Consider the following 17,496-nt stretch of genomic DNA (forward strand, 5'->3'; position numbering starts at 1 on the left):
CTAAAAATAACATATAAATAGATCATAAGCCACAATAATCTTCGCAATCGATATCGGAGACTTTAAATAAATATTGAAATTATATAAGACCAGATGGCTGTTGTCAATAGACTTAAGATAATTCCTATGCCAATAATGAGATTGATTAATTTCGTGTTTAGCCTAAATTGTTGTACCACCATACTGGCTGTAATTAAAGTCGGCATAGCCGCTTCCATAATACTCACACGGGCGATATCCCCCTTAACATTGAGTAACAATGCGGCGATAAGAACAATCGCAGGCGCTAACATCAATTTATACAATAAGGTCATCGAAATTTGAGAAATCTCTCTCTTCATGCCTTTAAATTGCAACTGCAACCCCACAGAAAATAATGCCAAGGGCGCTACTGTAGATGCGATCTTATCAAAAAATGGTTCGGTAATACTCAAATCCACGTATTGTGCCAATACGAGGGCAAGTATGCAGGCGATAAAAGGAGGAAAAGTAACAAGTCTTATTAATAGGGCACCAACCTTAATCCCTTCATTATTGCTCCGGTCTCCCTTGATGGCACAAATAATCCCAACGGTAGACAATAGCATGAAATTTACCTGATCGCAAATAATAGCAATACTTAGATTCTGCTCCCCATAATAGGCAATAATTAAAGGAAAACCAATAAAAGAGGTATTGCTGTATGCCGACGACAATTCCAACGTACTTCTTGATCGCTGACTATAGCCTTTATAGCGACAATACAGTTCCATAAAGAGCCAACTCCCTGCAACAACAAGTATAGGGGATAGGACAGGGAAAAAAAGTTGCGTACTCCAGGTGATCTGGGGAATATATTTAAAAGATACGGCAGGTAAGGCGATATATAAAACCCATATATTAATGCTTTTTGAAGCATTTTCAGGAATTAATCTAAAATGCTTAAATAGCATTCCAGCACAGACACAGAATATAATAAGTATAAAATTGACCATTTTAAATTGGAAAACGATATGAATGGTCGAAGTTACTCAAAAGAGAAATTGACTTTATATTTTTTAGAATATATATCGGATAAAAATCATCTTTTTTTAATGCAGTTCTGCTGGTAGATATAGGGCAATTATATTTTGAACATATTATAATTTCATGTAGTGATACTGTAGGAGTAATAGAGGGTTTCTAGAGGGTTCGTAGAGGTAAATCTATAGAAACCCTTTATAAAACCTAAATAATATCTGATATAAATCTCATAAAATATTTAATGAGATACCTATATCTGCATCAGATGTCCTTTAAAAAATATGAGTTAAGGTCTTTGTAATGTATAAAAAGAAAAAGCAATAGGTTAAAAGCTAACGCTTTTCTTTTTTTCTTCCTAAATTAGCATCATGACAAAGAAGAAACCAACCATCTTGGTTGTGAATGATGATGGCATTACAGCTCCAGGGATTAAAGTTTTAATTGAAGAAATGCAAAAAATTGGCCATGTGGTGGTCGTTGCTCCCGATAGCCCGCAATCGGGTATGGGACATGCCATTACGATCGGGCGACCTTTGCGTTTAGACCGTATTGATCTGTATGAAGGGGTTGAGATGTATAAATGTTCTGGAACTCCGGTAGATTGCGTCAAATTGGCCGTAAATAAGATCTTTAAGGGGCGTAAGCCTGATGTATGTGTCTCTGGTATTAATCATGGGCTCAATCATTCGATCAATGTTTTATATTCAGGAACGATGTCCGCTGCGGTTGAGGGAGCAATAGAAGGAATTCCGTCTATTGGATTTTCTTTAGATAATTTTGATTACGATGCAGATTTTTCTCATTGTAGATCCTACCTGGTATCAATCACCAAGCAGGTGTTGGCAAATGGTCTTCCAAAAGGTTCTTTGTTGAATGTTAATTTTCCTAAAGATGAAGCCAAAGGTATAAAGATCTGTCGTCAGGCAGGTGGACATTATGTTGAAGAGTTTGATGAGCGTGTCGATCCTAGAGATCGGGATTATTATTGGATGACTGGCAGGTTTGAGTTGGAAGATCGTGGAGAGGATACTGATTCATACGCATTAAGCAAAGGTTATGTTGCTATCGTACCCACACAGTTTGATATGACTGCCCATCATGTTATTCCTGAATTAAATTCTTGGGGATTCGATAGTTAATATGAAAAACAATTTAGGCATAGGGATTTTGTTGGGTGCCATTGCACCCATGATCGCTTATTTACTTTCTACCTATACAACGCTTTTTGAAAAAACGATATCGGAAAAACCGATGTTAATTTATGCCATAGCGGTATTTATCAACTTATTGGTTATACGTTTTTTGTTTAAAGGAGAAAAAGGTGCCTTAGCAAAAGGAGTCTTGGTCGCTACATTTATAGCAACCATACTTTATATTCTTACACATAAATTATCCATATGAAATTGACATTGGGTTTTTCACCATGCCCGAATGATACGTTTATTTTTGATGCACTTATTCATCATAAAATAGATACAGAAGGACTAGAGTTTGACATTGTATATGAAGATGTCGAAACCTTGAATTTAAAAGCCTTTAGGGGAGACTTGGCCGTCACAAAATTAAGTTACCACGCTTTTGCTTATGCTGTTGAAGATTATGAGCTATTGGACGCCGGTAGTGCATTAGGTTTTGGAGTAGGACCCATGTTAATTACGAAAGATGAAGAGCTGGCTAAAGAGCTTCAAGAAATATTGTCATCCAAAACGGTATTAACGAAAGCACTAGCAGAATTACGGGTCGGTTATCCCGGGAAATATACGACAGCTAATTTTTTATTGGGTTTGGCATTTCCTGAATTGAAAAATAAAAAGGAACTTGTTTTTTCAGAAATTGAAGGTGCTTTGTTAGCCGGCGATATAGATTTGGGATTGATCATCCATGAAAACCGCTTTACTTATCAGGAAAAGGGCTTATTTAAAGTGGTTGATTTGGGCGATTATTGGGAAAAAACGACAAATTGTCCTATTCCTTTAGGTGGTATTGTTGTTAAAAGAAGTATTCCTCAAGATATTAAAGAAAAATTGAACCGCGTTTTGAGAGCGAGTGTCGAATATGCTTTTGCAAACCCGACATCAGGTCTCGAGTTTATCAAATCGCATGCTCAGGAGATGAGCATCGAGGTGATGTATAAACACATTGAACTTTATGTCAATAAGTACTCTGTAGAACTTGGAAAAGAGGGGCGTTCGGCGATTGAAATCATGTTTAAGAAGGCTCAGGATATGGGCTTTATCCCTAAAACGGAAAAGAATTTATTTTTGTCATAAAAAATAGTAAAAAATATAGATATAGTGTGTTAGATATGATATCTAATAACTAAATTTGCCCGATTAGTGTCAATTTGTCTGCAATTTTAGTTTGGAGTCATTATTGAATGAAAGTCATAAATTGAGATAGAAAAGAATATTATGTTAAAATTTTTAAGTAAATTATTTGGAAGTAAATCCGAGCGAGATATTAAGGCGGTCCAGCCAATTGTAGAAAAAATCAAATCGGAGTACGAACAACTTTCGCCGTTAAGTGATGATGAATTGCGTGGCAAAACCGCTGATTTCAAAAATAGAATAAAAGGATATTTAGCAGATATTGATAAAGAGATTTCTACTCTAAAGGCTGAAGCTGAAGATGATAATTTGGACATGTCACAAAAGACAGCGATATACGAAAGTGTAGATAAATTATCGAAAGACCGTGATAAAAAATTAGAAGAGGTTTTAATGGATATTTTACCAGAAGCATTTGCTGTGGTAAAAGAAACATCAAGACGTTTGGCAGAAAATAAACAATTAGTCGTTACTGCGACAGATTTTGATAGAGAACTTGCTGCGCAAAAGCAAAATGTGGTTATTGAAGGAAATCAGGCAACTTGGAAAAATGTATGGTTAGCTGCAGGAACTGAAGTAACTTGGAACATGGTGCATTATGATGTGCAATTAATTGGTGGTGTTGTCTTGCATCAGGGTAAAATTGCACAAATGGCAACTGGTGAGGGTAAAACATTAGTTGGAACGCTTCCTACTTATTTAAATGCATTAGCTGGTAATGGTGTGCATATTGTTACAGTGAATGATTATTTGGCACGTCGTGACTCGGAGTGGAATGCACCACTCTTTGAATTTCATGGATTGAGCGTAGATTGTATTGATAAACACCAACCAAACTCGCCGCAAAGACGTAAAGCTTATGCTTCTGATATTGTTTACGGAACGAATAATGAATTTGGTTTCGATTATTTGCGTGATAACATGACGCAGACACCCGATGCTTTGGTACAGGGTAAGTTACATTTTGCAATGGTGGATGAGGTCGATTCAGTTTTGATTGATGATGCGCGTACGCCATTGATTATTTCAGGTCCTATCCCACGTGGTGATCAACATGAGTTCTACCAATTAAAACCACGTATCGAACGTTTGGTAAATGCACAAAAAGCATATATCAATACGGTATTGAATGAAGCTAAGAAAGCTGTAAAAGCTGGAGATATCGATCCAGAAAAAGGTGGTTTAGCATTATTTAGAGCTTATCGCGGTTTGCCGAAAAATAAAGCTTTGATCAAATACTTAAGTGAAGATAATCACCGTCAGATTTTGCAAAAAGTGGAAAACTACTATATGCAAGAGCAGAATAAAAATATGCCTAAAGCTGATGCTGAATTGTTTTTTGTAATTGATGAAAAAAATAATCAAGTAGAATTAACGGAAAAAGGTATTGAGCTTATTACTGCTTCGGGAGAAGATCCTTCATTCTTTATCTTGCCAGATGTAGGTTCTGAAATTGCGGATATCGAAAAAGCAGATATTCCTTTAGAGGAGAAAGCTGCTCGTAAAGAGGAATTATTACGTGATTATTCTATCAAAGCTGAACGTATTCATTCAATCAATCAATTGTTAAAGGCATATACTTTATTTGAAAATGATGTTGAATATATTGTTGACGAAGGCAAAGTTAAAATAGTAGATGAACAAACGGGACGTATCATGGATGGTCGCCGTTACTCAGATGGATTACACCAGGCAATCGAAGCAAAAGAGAATGTGAAAGTAGAAGATGCTACACAGACTTATGCGACGATTACCTTACAAAATTACTTCCGTATGTACCACAAACTTGCGGGTATGACGGGTACAGCTTCTACTGAGGCTGGTGAGCTTTGGGAAATATATAAATTGGACGTTGTAGAAATTCCTACAAACCGCGTTGCTTTACGTGATGACCGTCAAGATTTTATTTACCGTACTGCTCGTGAAAAATATAATGCCGTTGCGGAAGAAATCCAAAAGTTAACTGAAGCGGGAAGACCTGTGTTGGTCGGTACAACTTCTGTTGAGATCTCTGAATTATTAAGCCGTATGCTTCAATTACGTAAAGTAAAGCATAATGTCTTAAACGCAAAATTACACCAAAAAGAGGCCGATATTGTTGCGGAAGCAGGTCAACCTGGACAGGTAACTATTGCGACAAACATGGCTGGTCGTGGTACGGATATTAAATTAACAGATGAGGTGAAAGCTGCAGGTGGTTTAGCGATCATCGGTACAGAACGTCACGAATCTCGTCGTGTTGACCGTCAGTTACGTGGTCGTGCTGGTCGACAAGGGGATCCGGGATCATCGCAGTTCTTTGTTTCTTTGGAAGACAACTTAATGCGTCTTTTCGCTTCTGAGCGTATCTCTAACATCATGGTTAAAATGGGTGTTGAAGAAGGTGAAGTGATGCAACATAGTATGTTGACAAAGTCAATCGAAAGAGCACAGCGTAAAGTAGAAGAAAACAACTTTGGTATTCGTAAGCGTTTATTGGAGTATGATGATGTGATGAACTCACAGCGTACAGTTATATACACAAAGCGTAAGAATGCATTGTTCGGAGAACGTTTAGACGTCGATTTGAACAATATGATTTTTGATGTTGTTGAAGAAATTGTTGTTGATGCTAAAGAAGGCGGTTCATATGAAGATTTTCAAATTGAAGTAATCCGTATATTTGCTGTAAATCCAGAGATTTCGGAAGAAGAATTCACAAGTCTAAAGATCGAAGCGTTAACAGATCGTTTGTTTGATCAGATAATCAATGCGTACCACACTAAATTAAATACGGTAGCGGCACATACGATGCCAGTATTGCAAAATGTATTTGAAGAGCGTGGTAATGTTGTCGAAAATGTTGTTATTCCTTTCTCCGATGGTCTTCGTGGCATTCAAGTTGCTACAAATTTGAAGAAAGCAATAGAAACAGAAGGAAGAGAAGTTTTCAAATCTTTTGAAAAAGGTATTGTTTTAGCATTAATTGATGAAGCTTGGAAAGAGCATTTACGTGAAATGGATGACTTAAAACAATCTGTTCAGAATGCTGTTTACGAACAAAAGGATCCGATCATTATCTATAAAATGGAAGCATTCAACTTATTTAAGTCGATGCTGGCGACCATGAATAAGGATATTGTAAGCTTTATCTTTAAAGGTGAGATCCCTGGACAAAATATGCAAAGTGTTCCAGAACGTTCTGTTCAAGCTGCTCCGGTACAGGTTAAAGCGACAAAAGCAGAGCTGGAATCTCCAATTGGAGTAAGTGCTGAGGATGTAGATACCCGTGATTTGGGCCCTACACAGCCTATCCGCAATGAAAATGCAATTGGCCGCAATGATGACTGTCCTTGTGGTTCTGGTAAGAAATACAAAAACTGTCACGGCGTTAATAGCTAGGCAGTGTTTTAAAAAAATATAATAATGCTTAAGAGAGGATTGATAGTTGTTTTTGCTTTAGTTGCTTTTACTTTTTCGAAAGTAAAGGCGCAACAAAATGAAAATGTAGTTGTCGTAAAAGATACATTAATTACGCTATTACAACACGTTAGGGCAAATATGGGTATCAATCCTGTCGAAAGCAAACCTGTTGCTGTACCAACTAAACCGACTGTAAGAAGCGCGGCTACGCGTACTACGGTTCGTGGTTTTAGGGTTCAGATATTTGCAGGCAGTGATCGTAACAGTGCTTTCTCAGAGCAGGCGCGATTTAGAAATATGTATAAAGATATTGATACCTATATTAATTACGATGAACCTAATTATAGGGTTAAAGTAGGAGATTTTAGGAGTCGATCTGAAGCAAATAATTTTATGAATTTGCTGCGTCAACAATTTAAGAACGTCTTCGTATTCTCTGAAAACGTTTTTGTTTACCAATAATCTTATTAAAATGGCAAGTATTAAAGATAAAGTTAATGCCTTAGCCCAACAGTTTTTTCAAGAAACAGTTCAAATGAGGAGACATCTTCATCAGCACCCTGAACTTTCTTTTGAAGAGTACAATACTTCGGCATATGTCAAGTCTGTTTTGAATGCTATTGGAATTCCCTTTGAAGAAATGGCTGATACGGGTGTAGTTGCCTATTTAACGGGTGACATCGTTTCTGATGAAGTGATTGCTTTACGCGCTGATATGGACGCTTTGCCTATCCAAGAAGTGGAAGGCAGGACTTACGGTTCTCAAAATCCAGGTGTCATGCATGCCTGTGGACATGATGTGCATACCTCATCTTTGTTAGGTGTGGCCAAAATACTGCACGCATTGAAATCGGAATTTGGAGGAGTTGTAAAATTGATTTTCCAACCAGGAGAAGAACGTCTTCCGGGTGGAGCATCCCTCATGATTAAAGAAGGAGTTTTAGAAAATCCTATTCCTTCAGCCATTATAGGTCAACATGTTATGCCTTTTATTGAGGCAGGTAAAGTTGGCTTTAGAGAGGGGAAGTATATGGCTTCTTGTGATGAACTTTTTGTGACAGTAAAAGGTAAAGGAGGTCACGGTGCCCATCCGCATCAAAATATTGATCCAATTGTTATCACAGCGCATATCATAACGGCACTGCAACAGATTGCGAGCCGATTTGCCGACCCAAGAACCCCTACAGTTCTTTCTTTCGGAAAGATCATTGCAAATGGAGCTACAAACATCGTTCCTGACGAAGTTTATCTTGAAGGAACCTTTCGTACGTTTGATGAAGATTGGCGCGCTGAGGCTCATGAAAAGATGGTTAAAATGGCAACAGGTATTGCAGAGAGTATGGGTGCGGTTTGTGATTTTGATGTACGTAAAGGATACCCGTTCTTAATTAACAATCCTGAACTGACAAAAGCAGCAAGAGGTTATGCTGAAGAATATCTCGGTAAAGAAAATGTTTTAGATTTAGATCTTTGGCCTGCGGCAGAAGATTTTTCCTATTACTCGCAGGAAGTAAATGCCTGCTTCTACCGTTTAGGGACAGGAAATAAGTCGAAGGATATCCAGTCTGCTGTTCATACGTCATCTTTTGATATTGATGAGGATGCATTACAATTGAGCATTGGTCTTATGGCTTATATGACATTAAGACGTTTAGGTCAGTAAAGTCTATGTCGTCACATCATATTGTTCGAGAAAGGCAAGAGCCGGCACTACTGATAACGGATATTTATAGTATTGACAAAGAGTTGGTTGGACAGCTTTTAGAATGGTCTCCAACGATCGTTACGGATGTCAACTCTTATGAAGCGGTTACTTCTCAAGCCTATAAGGTCGATATCATCTTCACTCCGGGGCTCATGGATTTCCCGCAGGAGCATGTAAAGGCTGTTATTTATGAAAAAAATTTTATAGCCAGTGCTTTGAGTTATCTTATTGAGGAGGGGTACAAAGCTGTAAATATATTAGGATCTGGATTTGATCAGACAGTATTGGAATATTTTGCACCAATGATTGATATTGTATGGTTGCATCACGAAACGAGAACTATCTTTGTTCAATCGGGATTTGAGAAATGGATGCCTGCTGGGGATGAGCTTTTTATAGGGTCTGTACTGAATGACTTGGAGACAAGTGGTTTGCAAGCGATTGGAGAAAATCACTTTAGAACAATTCAAGATGGTTTTTTTAGGTTAGAATTTTCATCACCAAAATATTGTTTATTGACAGAAAAATTATGAGCGCAGTAATTATTAAATCCGCAGGAAAAGATGAAGCGGCATTTATTAGTAAAATTGGACAGCAAAGTTATAATGAAACTTATCCTGCTATTTTAACGCAAGAACAAATTGATTTTATGTTGAATAAAAATTACACTGTTGATGCTATTCAGGCTTTAATGGACAGTGGTCAAGATTTTTATTTATTGTATGAAGATGCTGTGCCCAAAGGATTTGTTGCTGTTCAAAATAAGGAACAATCGATTTTGAGAATAGAAAAACTTTATCTGTTAGCTGAAGATAAGGGAAAAGGTTATGGAACGAAGTTCTTAAATTTTGTAGCTGATCTGGCTAAATCAAGAGATCTAAAGCTTTTAGAGCTAAATGTAAATCGGGGTAATCCGGCTTATCATTTTTATTTAAAGCAGAGTTTTGTTGTAACGGAAGTAGTTGACATCCCTTATTATGGTTATATTTTGGATGATTATGTTATGCAAAAAGACCTCACGCTTTAACGGTTTATTTTCGTAATTAAGTAGTATATTTGATATAAATAGTAATCATCATGAAAGAAGTAACAGTAGAAGAGCTTAAATCAAAAATTGATAATGGCGAAGATTTTCAATTAATTGATGTTCGTGAATCATTTGAATATGAGGTTTCTAATTTAGGAGGATTAAATATTCCTTTATCTGGAATCTTAATTGAAGTAGATAAAATCGCTAAAGATAAACCTGTCGTGGTACAATGCCGTTCAGGAAAACGTTCTGCGCAAGCAGTAATGATGTTAGAGCAACAAGGTTTTGATAATTTAGCAAATTTAAAAGGCGGAATCCTTGCTTGGAAAGAGGAGATCGATCCTGAGATTGATGTTTATTAATATACATCCATCAAGGTTATACTTTTCATATCGATAATCAATAACCGAATAGGTTTACAATAAACAATCGTATTTAATGAAAAACTTAGAGCATCAGACTAAACAAGCTTTTTTGTTTAGTCTTGCTTTTTATTGCATTTCAATAATATCAAAATTCTTTTATTTTGAAATTTTTCCTATTCTCTTTAGTATATCTTTGTTACTCTCTTTAATCTGGGTCGTATTGGTACTGAGAGAAATCATTTTTTCTGGTCGAATTTCAAATACAGAGCGGATGCTCTTGGCTTTATTTATTATATTTTTCAATATAGTAGCGGGTCTATTTTATTTCTTCAAATTTAGGGAGAAGGTAATTGGTAAAAAGTAATCTTATGACAAAAAATTTTATTTTAAATATTCTAATCAACTTACTGATAGTAGGTGCAGTTTATTATGGCTATAAGTCTTATGAAGCAGGAAACATTTTGGTCTGTGGTATTTCGATCGCGCTATTGGTCGTCTTTATTTTCTTTAAACGTGTACTTATTAAGAAAGTTAGGATTGATTTAAAGAAAGAGGAAGAGCGAAGAAGATTAGAAAAGAACAAGCAATAAAAAGGGGGCTAATTTTTCAATTGCCCCCTTTTTATTATTACTTAACAAATGGTGGTTTTACCACTTTTGCTTTTATACTTTGGTTACGGATACTGATGAAGATTTCAGTGCCTTCTTTAGCGAAAGCATTATCTACATAGCCTAAACCGATTGATTTTTTCAATGTTGGAGATTGTGTTCCTGAAGTTACACGACCAATTTTGTTTCCTTCAGCATCTACGATTTCGTAATCATGACGTGCAATACCACGGTCAATCATTTCAAATCCTACTAGTTTTTTCTTGATACCAGCTTCTTTTTCCGCTTTTAGATTCGCCGAGTTAACAAATTCCTTCGTGAATTTTGTTACCCATCCTAAACCGCCTTCTAAAGGAGAAGTTGTATCATCAATATCATTGCCATATAAGCAGAAGCCCATTTCTAAACGAAGCGTATCACGCGCGCCTAAACCGATTGGTTTAATACCGTAAGCTGCTCCAGCTTCAAATATAGCATCCCAAACTTTTTGAGCATCTTCGTTAGCAACATAGATTTCAAAACCACCAGCACCAGTATAACCTGTAGCTGATACCAGCACATTTTCTACTCCAGCAAAGGTACCTTTAGCAAAAGAGTAGTATTCCATAGATGCAAGTTCAATATCTGTCAAAGATTGTAAAGCATCAGCAGCTTTAGGCCCTTGTACCGCAAATAGTGAAGTTTCGTCTGAAATATTTTTCATATCAACGCCAAAACTATTGTATTTGGAAATCCAGTTCCAATCCTTCTCTATATTAGAAGCATTGACAACTAAGAAATATGTGTTTTCGTCGATGCGGTAAGTTAAAAAGTCATCTACTATCCCTCCAGTTTCATTTGGAAGATAACCATACTGTATTTTACCATCATATAATTTAGATGCGTCATTTGAAGACACCATCTGAATAAGGTCTAGCGCTTTTTCTCCTTTTAGAATGAATTCGCCCATGTGACTAACGTCAAACACACCTACACCTGTACGAACAGTTTCGTGTTCATCATTGATGCCCGAATATTGAACAGGCATATTGAAACCTGCAAAAGGTACCATTTTCGCTCCTAAAGCGATATGCGTATCCGTAAGGGCAGTATTTTTGATCATAATACGATAAGTTTTATTTATTTACAAATTTACAAAATAAACATGGATTTTAGCCTAAAGATTAGCATTTATGCAATCGATTTACTGATCGATTGTCAAAGAATAAATCGTGGTTTCCATTTTATCATCATCTTTATCTTCGCAAAGAAAAAAAGTGATCTGATCTTCTGATTGCTCTTTTAAGGTAATGCCTTCAAATTTGTGCTTTCCCGGAATACGGATAGTTTCAATACTTTGAGAATTTTTACGATTAAATTTTCCAAGTATTGTGCCCGCAATTTCCCCATCTAAATAAGTTGAGTTTGATGCTTCGGCCGCAGCAATGAAATAAACGAAGTCACCAACCAGAATGGCATCGGTAAAACCTGCTTGTACTTGATCTATGAGCGGTAATTTGATCGCATCAAAACTGGATTTTTCAGTGTTGAACTTGTTGATTTTGAAGATTCCGTTTTGAGCTTTTTGACCATTACCTCTATTGAATAACCAAATCTCATCTTCCGTATGAATAACACCTTCAATATTAAAATTGTCCTGATCGACTAGAAATTTCTGCTGTAAGCGATGATATATTTTGGAAAAATCTTCGGTTAGAACCTCTTTTTGGTATGTAATGCGAAGGTTACGGTTTGGCGTTGATCCTGAACCATAAATATAATATTTATCCTGATCGAAAGTTATGGATTCAAAATCTGGTTTTCTAGCTTTCGCTATATTCTCTAGATCTGATGTGTTTTTGTCAAGTTGAATTCTTGTTAGAAGTCGGTCATTTAGTCCAAAGTCGTACAAGTATTGACTGTTATCAGCGATTAGAAAAAGGTGATTATTTTGATGTACTAACCCTGACGCGGCACTGATACCGGTGATGGTTAGGAAAAAATCCAGTATGATGTTCTTCATATTGAGTTCTCCATGTTTAAGATCTCGAGGACACGTTTAAATTCCGGTTGTATTCCTGCGTTGATGATGATATTATTTTGTGTTTTGGGATGCTTAAATGTTATTCCCGAGGCATGCAACATCATGGTGTCCATTTCAAAATGCTCTTTCCAAAACTTGTTTTGTTTATTACAACCATGAGGACGATCACCTATAATCGGGTGGAAGATGTGTGCAAAGTGCTTTCTTAACTGATGCATCCTTCCTGTTGTAGGATTTGCTTCAACTAAGCTATAGCGGGATGTTGGAAATTTTCCTGAAGGAAAAGGAAGTTCTGTATGAGCGATTGTTTTGAAATCGGTCTGTGCTTCCTGTATTACCCCGTTATCTTTTTTCAGGGGATAGTCAATGTGCATCTCTTCGGGCGCATGGCCACGTAATATCGCTAGATATTTTTTATCGACCTGTTGGTTCTGAAATAACTGCTGCAATTCCTTATCCATATCCTTATTTAAAGAGAATAAGAGGATTCCAGCTGTTTTTCGATCAAGGCGATGTGCAGGGTATACCGTTTGATTAATTTGATCACGCAAGAGCTGAAGGGCAAATTCGGAAGCATCGCGCGCGATAGATGAACGGTGTACAAGTAAACCATGTGGTTTATTAATCGCAATGATATCTTCGTCTTGATATAATATTTCTAACATGTTGGATTAATTGTTCTTTATAGCATCGATTATTTCGGTCGCTTTTTCGTCAATCTTAGGGCTTAACCATATTTTTCCAAAAGCACCGACACCTATGGGGTTCTCCTTACCTTGCCATTTAATTTTTGTTAATGAAAAAAGATAGAAGTTTTCAACGAGAACGTTCTTCGAAACAAAATCTTCGACTGCATTATTTCCGAATAACTGCATGCCGATATCAAATAAGCTCTGTTCTTTTTTACCTAATTGATTTTTTAATAAATATTCAGCTTTTTCCTTCACAACAAGTTCATGTTGTTCCTTTTTCGGATTTGTCCATATTGCTGCAATAACAATGAAAATGATTACTAAAGCAAAAATTCTTTTTTTATTCATTTTTAAGAAATTGTGTATACAAAAATAGCGTTTATACATCCATATAAACGCTATTTTATGATTTTATATACATTCGGTTAAAAAAGTAATTGCCAAACCCATTCTCCGGCAATCCATAAAAGATAGATGGTGCCGACAAAAAAGAGGACAATGATCGATAGAATACCCAGTAATAACCAAATCGCAGAACCTTGATGTTTGTTTTCGTAGTAATGCTCTTTCATCAATTTGATATTCTTGGTATTTGCCTTGTTAAAGAAATCAAATACATTTCCAAAAAGTGGAATTGCTCCTAAAATTGCATCAATTGAAATATTAATCAGCATTTTGACGACTAATTTAGAGCTCGCTCCATTTCTCCACATGACCATTACCAAAACGAATGACGTTCCAAAGCTGGCAATTGTTCCTGCAAAAGGAACAAAATTAAGAAGTGGATCAAGACCAAAGCGGAAACCAGCTATCTGGAAATTATTATCCATCAGCCAGGAGAGTCTTTCAACCCAACCGAAATCATGATCTCTTCTTTTTTCTTTGTCAGCTAAAGATAAATCTCTTTTCATTATAATATTTCAAAGGATGCATTTACCTCACTTGTAATTTTGATCGGTTTAATATCCAAGTCCAGATCATCAGCTACATCTGCAGCTTCCATGTTACTTGATTTGAATGAAGCCATGGCACGTGGTGAATTGAAATAAATCATTTGTGGACTTTCAGACAATAGAATTGCTTTTCCAACTTTTTGACCAGCAGCTTCAGCTAAAATTTTCGCATTTTCCATCGCATCTTTAACCGCTTTAACTTTTAATGTTTTTTCAAGTTCTTTCTTTTTTGAATAATCAAGTTCGCTGATTGCTGTATTCTGTATTCCGGCAGCATCAACACCGTCGAACAAATCATTTAATTTATTCAATTGCGTTACTTTAATACGGTATTGACGAGAAAGTAAGATTTCAGTTTCTTTTTTCTTCTTTGTAGCATAGTTCGTACTGTAGATATTTTGAATTGTAAAATCCTTTTTTTCAACCCCTACATTTGTTGCTGCTTGAAATAATTGCTTTTCAAGAGTTTCGATTGAAACCTTTTTCTTTGTGTTTCCGTCTTGATAAAATTCCTTTAAAGTAACGTTTATATAAATAATATCGGGTGTTACTTCTTCTTCCGCTCTTCCGATGGTTGTTACCATATCTTTATTTGTCATTTGTTGTGCTTGTAAAGTGTGTACAGATGCAAATAGCATTATTCCTAACAATAAATTTTTCATACTTTTTCTATTTTAATACTTGTTTTCAAAAATCGAACCATTGTTTGTTTCTATTGATGTAGACGCAGTTTGAGCCAAGTAGTTTAATGGAAAAAAAATTAAAAAGATAAAGGATTTTAATTTTTTTTAAATATCTTTAAGAAATTTAATACAATAAAACAATGCAAGAAGGAGTAGTAAAATTCTTTAATGAAACCAAAGGTTTCGGTTTCATCATTCCAAATTCAGGCGAGAGCGAAATCTTCGTTCACGTTTCTGGTTTAGTAGACAAAATTCGTGAAAATGACAACGTTTCTTACGAAGTAGAACAAGGTCGTAAAGGTCTTAATGCGGTAAATGTAAAAGTTATCTAATCAGATTTTAAGATATATTTATTGTAGAAAAGCCCGATTTCAGAACGAAATCGGGCTTTTTTATACACTTCTAATTATGAAATTTAATGAGTTTCGGGAGCCTTTTTATATTGTATGGAATCTAATTTCCATTTGTATGCTTCTTTTTTTAGTAGTACTGTTTGTTTTAGATAGTTCTTTATTACTTGTAGCTGCGCCGATTTGTCCATCAAAGCTAAAAGGGACGGAATGTATGCTATGTGGTATGACAAGGGCATTTTTAAAAATTAAAGAAGGTGATTTCTCACTGGCTCATCAGTTTAATCGTGGAAGCATAATTTTGTTTTCATTGATTATCGTAAATTCTATTATCTTTATAAGTGAAAAAATTATAAACCATAAGAAACTATGAGAATAGCAGGATTACTATTGGGTATTCTATCCTTAATCGGGATGTTAGTGGCATTTATCCCTTGTTTAGGTTGGTTAAACTGGCTTAATATTCCTTTTGCTGTAGTAGGTTTGATCGTTAGTTTGATTGCTTACAATGATGTCAATGTGCAACCAAATAACCAGCCAAAGACTGGCATTATTTTATGTGTCATTGCAATTGTACTTGGTGGGTTTCGTTTGGCTGTTGGTGGTGGTATTTTTTAAGAGATACACATTTATGATTGTTCAAACAGCCCTTTAATGAAAGATTTCTTCTAAGATATAGAGCGATTTTATTTCTCTGAAATTCGTGAGATGTAGTCTGTAGTAGTCGATTATTTTTTCTAAGAGTATCTGACGGTCTTTAGTACTCATTTTGATATCTTCGGAGGAGTTGAATTTTGTTGCCATCAATTTTCTAAAAAGCGTGGTGTGAGGTTCCTGTAATACATAGGGATGTTCGGGAAGCTGATTGGAGAAAGTGGCAGATTCCAAATTGAAATAGGGATAGTTTTTCGAAGCTTCAACAGGGTAAAAACCCAGAAAACGACTTAAGTTAATAAGAAATACCAAATGAAAATTTGCAAGATTTGTTTCAGAGTTATCAAGCCATAGTATCGCTTGATACAAATATTCGAATAGAAATGGATCTCCAGATTGCTCCCTTAAGATTTTATAGAGCACTTCATTGAGAAATATTGCTAATGAGCTTTTGACAATATCGTAAGGTATACTTTTTAAAGGAGGTACCTGCCTTGCTTCATTTATGCGATGCAGGGAATTGTTATCTTTAAAGGTTACAACCATATCTAAAGGATGTAAGGCCTGTAAGAACCCCGATCTAATTTTAGCTTTGGGTTTGCGGGCGCCATTCACAAGGTATGATTGCAAGCCAAAGTGTTCCGTATAAATTTGAGATACGACGCTACTTTCAGAATAATTGGTGGTTTTTAATACAATACCTCTAGTTTTATGAAGCATATTTATTTATCTTTTTTCTCTTTTCGCATTTCTATCAATGCATTTCTATCAATCTTGCGTATCAGGCGATAAATAATACGAAGAAACCCGACTCCAAAAGAAATTACCCCTAAAATCATAATAGGTTTATACCAATTATTTTGTAATTTCATTAGATAATAACTGACCAGGATGAGTATAACAGCAAGTATAATTTCTAATAGTCCTCTGCGTAAATATTTATTCATGATGTTTACAAGTGTGAATTGTTGAAAACTATTTTCTATGTTTAAGCAAATATAATATAATTAAATACATTATTTTTGCCTTTACCAAGGCCTGGAGATTTATTTTTTTAAAAATAAATCCTTAAAATTGTTGCATTTAACAAAATAAATATAGATATTTGCACACTCTTTGCGAAAAGATATATTTAAATTAAGACAACAAAATAACATAATATCATGTCAAGAATTTGTGATTTAACAGGCAAAACAGCAATGAATGGATATAATGTATCTAATTCTAACGCTAAAACAAAACGTAAATTTTACCCAAATTTGCAAACAAAACGTTTCTTCATTCCAGAAGAAGATCGTTGGATTACATTAAAAGTTTCGACTTCGGCGATTAAAACTATCAACAAAATCGGTATCACTAATGCTATCGGTAAGTTCATAAAAAAAGGATCAATTTAATTGATTTTTCGCCTGTTGCATAAAATATCATTCATGAATTTCAATCCTAGCATTTTATAGGATTCAAAATAAAGTAAAACAATGGCTAAAAAAGGAAATAGAGTACAAGTTATCTTAGAATGTACTGAACACAAAGAAAGTGGTCTTCCGGGAATGTCTCGTTACATCACTACTAAGAACAAGAAAAATACAACTGAGCGTTTAGAATTGAAAAAATTCAACCCAGTATTGAGAAAAGTTACTGTTCACAAAGAAATTAAGTAATTCACATCTTAGTTGCTGTGTAAGCACTAAGTTAAAATATT

At 35.5% G+C, this 17,496-nt stretch carries 24 protein-coding genes; 15 read left to right on the forward strand and 9 right to left on the reverse strand.

The window, feature by feature from the left end:
• Nucleotides 1-62: 62 nt before the first annotated feature.
• Nucleotides 63-974, reverse strand: coding sequence for an AEC family transporter (locus tag FHR29_RS26125; protein ID WP_183918316.1), 912 nt, complete (start codon nucleotides 972-974; stop codon nucleotides 63-65).
• A gap of 396 nt (nucleotides 975-1,370) precedes the next feature.
• On the opposite strand from FHR29_RS26125, the gene surE reads away from it, so the two are divergent.
• The 10 genes from surE (at nucleotide 1,371) to FHR29_RS26175 (ending at nucleotide 10,421) form a co-directional block, all read left to right on the forward strand.
• Nucleotides 1,371-2,141: a 5'/3'-nucleotidase SurE gene (gene surE / locus FHR29_RS26130; protein ID WP_021189178.1), complete on the forward strand. Its 771-nt coding sequence runs from the start codon at nucleotides 1,371-1,373 to the stop codon at nucleotides 2,139-2,141.
• A gap of 1 nt (nucleotide 2,142) precedes the next feature.
• Entirely contained in the window at nucleotides 2,143-2,403 is a 261-nt protein-coding gene (locus FHR29_RS26135; protein ID WP_132771731.1) for a hypothetical protein, read from the forward strand.
• On the forward strand, nucleotides 2,400-3,272 hold the full coding sequence (locus FHR29_RS26140) for a menaquinone biosynthesis family protein (protein ID WP_183918318.1): 873 nt from the start codon (nucleotides 2,400-2,402) through the stop codon (nucleotides 3,270-3,272). The genes FHR29_RS26135 and FHR29_RS26140 overlap by 4 nt, the downstream gene beginning before the upstream one ends.
• Before the next feature lie 141 nt (nucleotides 3,273-3,413).
• On the forward strand, nucleotides 3,414-6,710 hold the full coding sequence (gene secA / locus FHR29_RS26145) for a preprotein translocase subunit SecA (protein WP_132771729.1): 3,297 nt from the start codon (nucleotides 3,414-3,416) through the stop codon (nucleotides 6,708-6,710).
• A gap of 24 nt (nucleotides 6,711-6,734) precedes the next feature.
• Complete coding sequence (locus FHR29_RS26150; protein WP_021189175.1) at nucleotides 6,735-7,193, forward strand: SPOR domain-containing protein; 459 nt, start codon at nucleotides 6,735-6,737, stop codon at nucleotides 7,191-7,193.
• A 10-nt stretch (nucleotides 7,194-7,203) separates the two neighbouring features.
• Nucleotides 7,204-8,394 (forward strand): M20 family metallopeptidase, encoded by a 1,191-nt coding sequence (locus tag FHR29_RS26155; RefSeq protein WP_183918320.1) that lies wholly within the window; start codon nucleotides 7,204-7,206, stop codon nucleotides 8,392-8,394.
• Between the two features lie 5 nt (nucleotides 8,395-8,399).
• On the forward strand, nucleotides 8,400-8,969 hold the full coding sequence (locus FHR29_RS26160) for a thiamine diphosphokinase (RefSeq protein ID WP_132771727.1): 570 nt from the start codon (nucleotides 8,400-8,402) through the stop codon (nucleotides 8,967-8,969).
• Nucleotides 8,966-9,463 (forward strand): GNAT family N-acetyltransferase, encoded by a 498-nt coding sequence (locus tag FHR29_RS26165; RefSeq protein WP_183918322.1) that lies wholly within the window; start codon nucleotides 8,966-8,968, stop codon nucleotides 9,461-9,463. Before FHR29_RS26160 ends, FHR29_RS26165 begins: the two co-directional genes overlap by 4 nt.
• A gap of 50 nt (nucleotides 9,464-9,513) precedes the next feature.
• A complete protein-coding gene (locus FHR29_RS26170) occupies nucleotides 9,514-9,828 on the forward strand; it encodes a rhodanese-like domain-containing protein (RefSeq protein ID WP_021189171.1) in 315 nt (104 codons plus the stop codon).
• A 371-nt stretch (nucleotides 9,829-10,199) separates the two neighbouring features.
• Nucleotides 10,200-10,421: a DUF6358 family protein gene (locus tag FHR29_RS26175; RefSeq protein WP_132771725.1), complete on the forward strand. Its 222-nt coding sequence runs from the start codon at nucleotides 10,200-10,202 to the stop codon at nucleotides 10,419-10,421.
• A gap of 37 nt (nucleotides 10,422-10,458) precedes the next feature.
• Here the strand turns inward: FHR29_RS26175 and gcvT are convergent, their stop codons facing one another.
• The 6 genes from gcvT to FHR29_RS26205 all read right to left on the reverse strand — a co-directional run bounded on the left by gcvT (nucleotide 10,459) and on the right by FHR29_RS26205 (nucleotide 14,769).
• Nucleotides 10,459-11,538: a glycine cleavage system aminomethyltransferase GcvT gene (gene gcvT, locus FHR29_RS26180; RefSeq protein WP_183918386.1), complete on the reverse strand. Its 1,080-nt coding sequence runs from the start codon at nucleotides 11,536-11,538 to the stop codon at nucleotides 10,459-10,461.
• Between the two features lie 84 nt (nucleotides 11,539-11,622).
• Nucleotides 11,623-12,441: a DUF6929 family protein gene (locus FHR29_RS26185; protein ID WP_132771723.1), complete on the reverse strand. Its 819-nt coding sequence runs from the start codon at nucleotides 12,439-12,441 to the stop codon at nucleotides 11,623-11,625.
• On the reverse strand, nucleotides 12,438-13,127 hold the full coding sequence (locus tag FHR29_RS26190; protein ID WP_183918324.1) for a pseudouridine synthase: 690 nt from the start codon (nucleotides 13,125-13,127) through the stop codon (nucleotides 12,438-12,440). The genes FHR29_RS26185 and FHR29_RS26190 overlap by 4 nt, the downstream gene beginning before the upstream one ends.
• 6 nt (nucleotides 13,128-13,133) lie before the next feature.
• Nucleotides 13,134-13,502, reverse strand: coding sequence for a DUF4359 domain-containing protein (locus FHR29_RS26195; RefSeq protein ID WP_021189168.1), 369 nt, complete (start codon nucleotides 13,500-13,502; stop codon nucleotides 13,134-13,136).
• 77 nt (nucleotides 13,503-13,579) lie between these two features.
• The gene (locus FHR29_RS26200; RefSeq protein ID WP_021189167.1) at nucleotides 13,580-14,065 is read right to left on the reverse strand and encodes a DUF4112 domain-containing protein; all 486 of its coding nucleotides are present in this window, start codon (nucleotides 14,063-14,065) and stop codon (nucleotides 13,580-13,582) included.
• Nucleotides 14,065-14,769, reverse strand: a complete 705-nt coding sequence (locus FHR29_RS26205; RefSeq protein ID WP_021189166.1) for an SIMPL domain-containing protein — start codon at nucleotides 14,767-14,769, stop codon at nucleotides 14,065-14,067. The genes FHR29_RS26200 and FHR29_RS26205 overlap by 1 nt, the downstream gene beginning before the upstream one ends.
• A gap of 161 nt (nucleotides 14,770-14,930) precedes the next feature.
• Here FHR29_RS26205 and FHR29_RS26210 point away from each other — a divergent pair, with 161 nt between their 5' ends.
• From FHR29_RS26210 to FHR29_RS26220, 3 genes are all read left to right on the forward strand, one after another.
• Nucleotides 14,931-15,122, forward strand: coding sequence for a cold-shock protein (locus FHR29_RS26210; protein ID WP_038695072.1), 192 nt, complete (start codon nucleotides 14,931-14,933; stop codon nucleotides 15,120-15,122).
• 76 nt (nucleotides 15,123-15,198) lie between these two features.
• Nucleotides 15,199-15,513, forward strand: a complete 315-nt coding sequence (locus tag FHR29_RS26215) for a DUF2752 domain-containing protein (protein WP_132771721.1) — start codon at nucleotides 15,199-15,201, stop codon at nucleotides 15,511-15,513.
• Entirely contained in the window at nucleotides 15,510-15,758 is a 249-nt protein-coding gene (locus tag FHR29_RS26220) for a hypothetical protein (RefSeq protein ID WP_132771720.1), read from the forward strand. Before FHR29_RS26215 ends, FHR29_RS26220 begins: the two co-directional genes overlap by 4 nt.
• Before the next feature lie 33 nt (nucleotides 15,759-15,791).
• On the opposite strand, the gene recO is transcribed toward FHR29_RS26220, so the two are convergent.
• Nucleotides 15,792-16,514 (reverse strand): DNA repair protein RecO, encoded by a 723-nt coding sequence (gene recO, locus FHR29_RS26225; RefSeq protein WP_183918326.1) that lies wholly within the window; start codon nucleotides 16,512-16,514, stop codon nucleotides 15,792-15,794.
• 2 nt (nucleotides 16,515-16,516) lie between these two features.
• The gene (locus tag FHR29_RS26230; protein ID WP_183918328.1) at nucleotides 16,517-16,741 is read right to left on the reverse strand and encodes a signal peptidase; all 225 of its coding nucleotides are present in this window, start codon (nucleotides 16,739-16,741) and stop codon (nucleotides 16,517-16,519) included.
• 216 nt (nucleotides 16,742-16,957) lie between these two features.
• On the opposite strand from FHR29_RS26230, the gene rpmB reads away from it, so the two are divergent.
• Complete coding sequence (gene rpmB, locus FHR29_RS26235; RefSeq protein WP_021189160.1) at nucleotides 16,958-17,191, forward strand: 50S ribosomal protein L28; 234 nt, start codon at nucleotides 16,958-16,960, stop codon at nucleotides 17,189-17,191.
• A gap of 81 nt (nucleotides 17,192-17,272) precedes the next feature.
• A complete protein-coding gene (gene rpmG, locus FHR29_RS26240) occupies nucleotides 17,273-17,455 on the forward strand; it encodes a 50S ribosomal protein L33 (RefSeq protein ID WP_002998409.1) in 183 nt (60 codons plus the stop codon).
• Nucleotides 17,456-17,496: the final 41 nt, after the last annotated feature.

It is taken from the genome of Sphingobacterium sp. JUb56 (assembly GCF_014191365.1).
Taxonomy (GTDB): Bacteria; Bacteroidota; Bacteroidia; order Sphingobacteriales; family Sphingobacteriaceae; genus Sphingobacterium; species Sphingobacterium anhuiense.

Excerpts from the sequence above, each read along its gene's own strand:
- FHR29_RS26210 (WP_038695072.1), top strand. The coding sequence starts at position 14,931 with ATGCAAGAAGGAGTAGTAAAATTCTTTAATGAAACCAAAGGTTTCGGT.
- FHR29_RS26150 (WP_021189175.1), top strand. The coding sequence starts at position 6,735 with ATGCTTAAGAGAGGATTGATAGTTGTTTTTGCTTTAGTTGCTTTTACT.
- recO (WP_183918326.1), bottom strand. The coding sequence starts at position 16,514 with ATGCTTCATAAAACTAGAGGTATTGTATTAAAAACCACCAATTATTCT.
- rpmB (WP_021189160.1), top strand. The coding sequence starts at position 16,958 with ATGTCAAGAATTTGTGATTTAACAGGCAAAACAGCAATGAATGGATAT.
- FHR29_RS26160 (WP_132771727.1), top strand. The coding sequence starts at position 8,400 with ATGTCGTCACATCATATTGTTCGAGAAAGGCAAGAGCCGGCACTACTG.
- FHR29_RS26195 (WP_021189168.1), bottom strand. The coding sequence starts at position 13,502 with ATGAATAAAAAAAGAATTTTTGCTTTAGTAATCATTTTCATTGTTATT.
- FHR29_RS26165 (WP_183918322.1), top strand. The coding sequence starts at position 8,966 with ATGAGCGCAGTAATTATTAAATCCGCAGGAAAAGATGAAGCGGCATTT.
- FHR29_RS26135 (WP_132771731.1), top strand. The coding sequence starts at position 2,143 with ATGAAAAACAATTTAGGCATAGGGATTTTGTTGGGTGCCATTGCACCC.
- FHR29_RS26220 (WP_132771720.1), top strand. The coding sequence starts at position 15,510 with ATGAGAATAGCAGGATTACTATTGGGTATTCTATCCTTAATCGGGATG.
- FHR29_RS26190 (WP_183918324.1), bottom strand. The coding sequence starts at position 13,127 with ATGTTAGAAATATTATATCAAGACGAAGATATCATTGCGATTAATAAA.
- surE (WP_021189178.1), top strand. The coding sequence starts at position 1,371 with ATGACAAAGAAGAAACCAACCATCTTGGTTGTGAATGATGATGGCATT.
- FHR29_RS26140 (WP_183918318.1), top strand. The coding sequence starts at position 2,400 with ATGAAATTGACATTGGGTTTTTCACCATGCCCGAATGATACGTTTATT.
- FHR29_RS26205 (WP_021189166.1), bottom strand. The coding sequence starts at position 14,769 with ATGAAAAATTTATTGTTAGGAATAATGCTATTTGCATCTGTACACACT.
- FHR29_RS26185 (WP_132771723.1), bottom strand. The coding sequence starts at position 12,441 with ATGAAGAACATCATACTGGATTTTTTCCTAACCATCACCGGTATCAGT.
- FHR29_RS26215 (WP_132771721.1), top strand. The coding sequence starts at position 15,199 with ATGAAATTTAATGAGTTTCGGGAGCCTTTTTATATTGTATGGAATCTA.
- FHR29_RS26125 (WP_183918316.1), bottom strand. The coding sequence starts at position 974 with ATGGTCAATTTTATACTTATTATATTCTGTGTCTGTGCTGGAATGCTA.
- FHR29_RS26200 (WP_021189167.1), bottom strand. The coding sequence starts at position 14,065 with ATGAAAAGAGATTTATCTTTAGCTGACAAAGAAAAAAGAAGAGATCAT.
- FHR29_RS26155 (WP_183918320.1), top strand. The coding sequence starts at position 7,204 with ATGGCAAGTATTAAAGATAAAGTTAATGCCTTAGCCCAACAGTTTTTT.
- FHR29_RS26175 (WP_132771725.1), top strand. The coding sequence starts at position 10,200 with ATGACAAAAAATTTTATTTTAAATATTCTAATCAACTTACTGATAGTA.
- FHR29_RS26230 (WP_183918328.1), bottom strand. The coding sequence starts at position 16,741 with ATGAATAAATATTTACGCAGAGGACTATTAGAAATTATACTTGCTGTT.
- FHR29_RS26170 (WP_021189171.1), top strand. The coding sequence starts at position 9,514 with ATGAAAGAAGTAACAGTAGAAGAGCTTAAATCAAAAATTGATAATGGC.
- rpmG (WP_002998409.1), top strand. The coding sequence starts at position 17,273 with ATGGCTAAAAAAGGAAATAGAGTACAAGTTATCTTAGAATGTACTGAA.
- secA (WP_132771729.1), top strand. The coding sequence starts at position 3,414 with ATGTTAAAATTTTTAAGTAAATTATTTGGAAGTAAATCCGAGCGAGAT.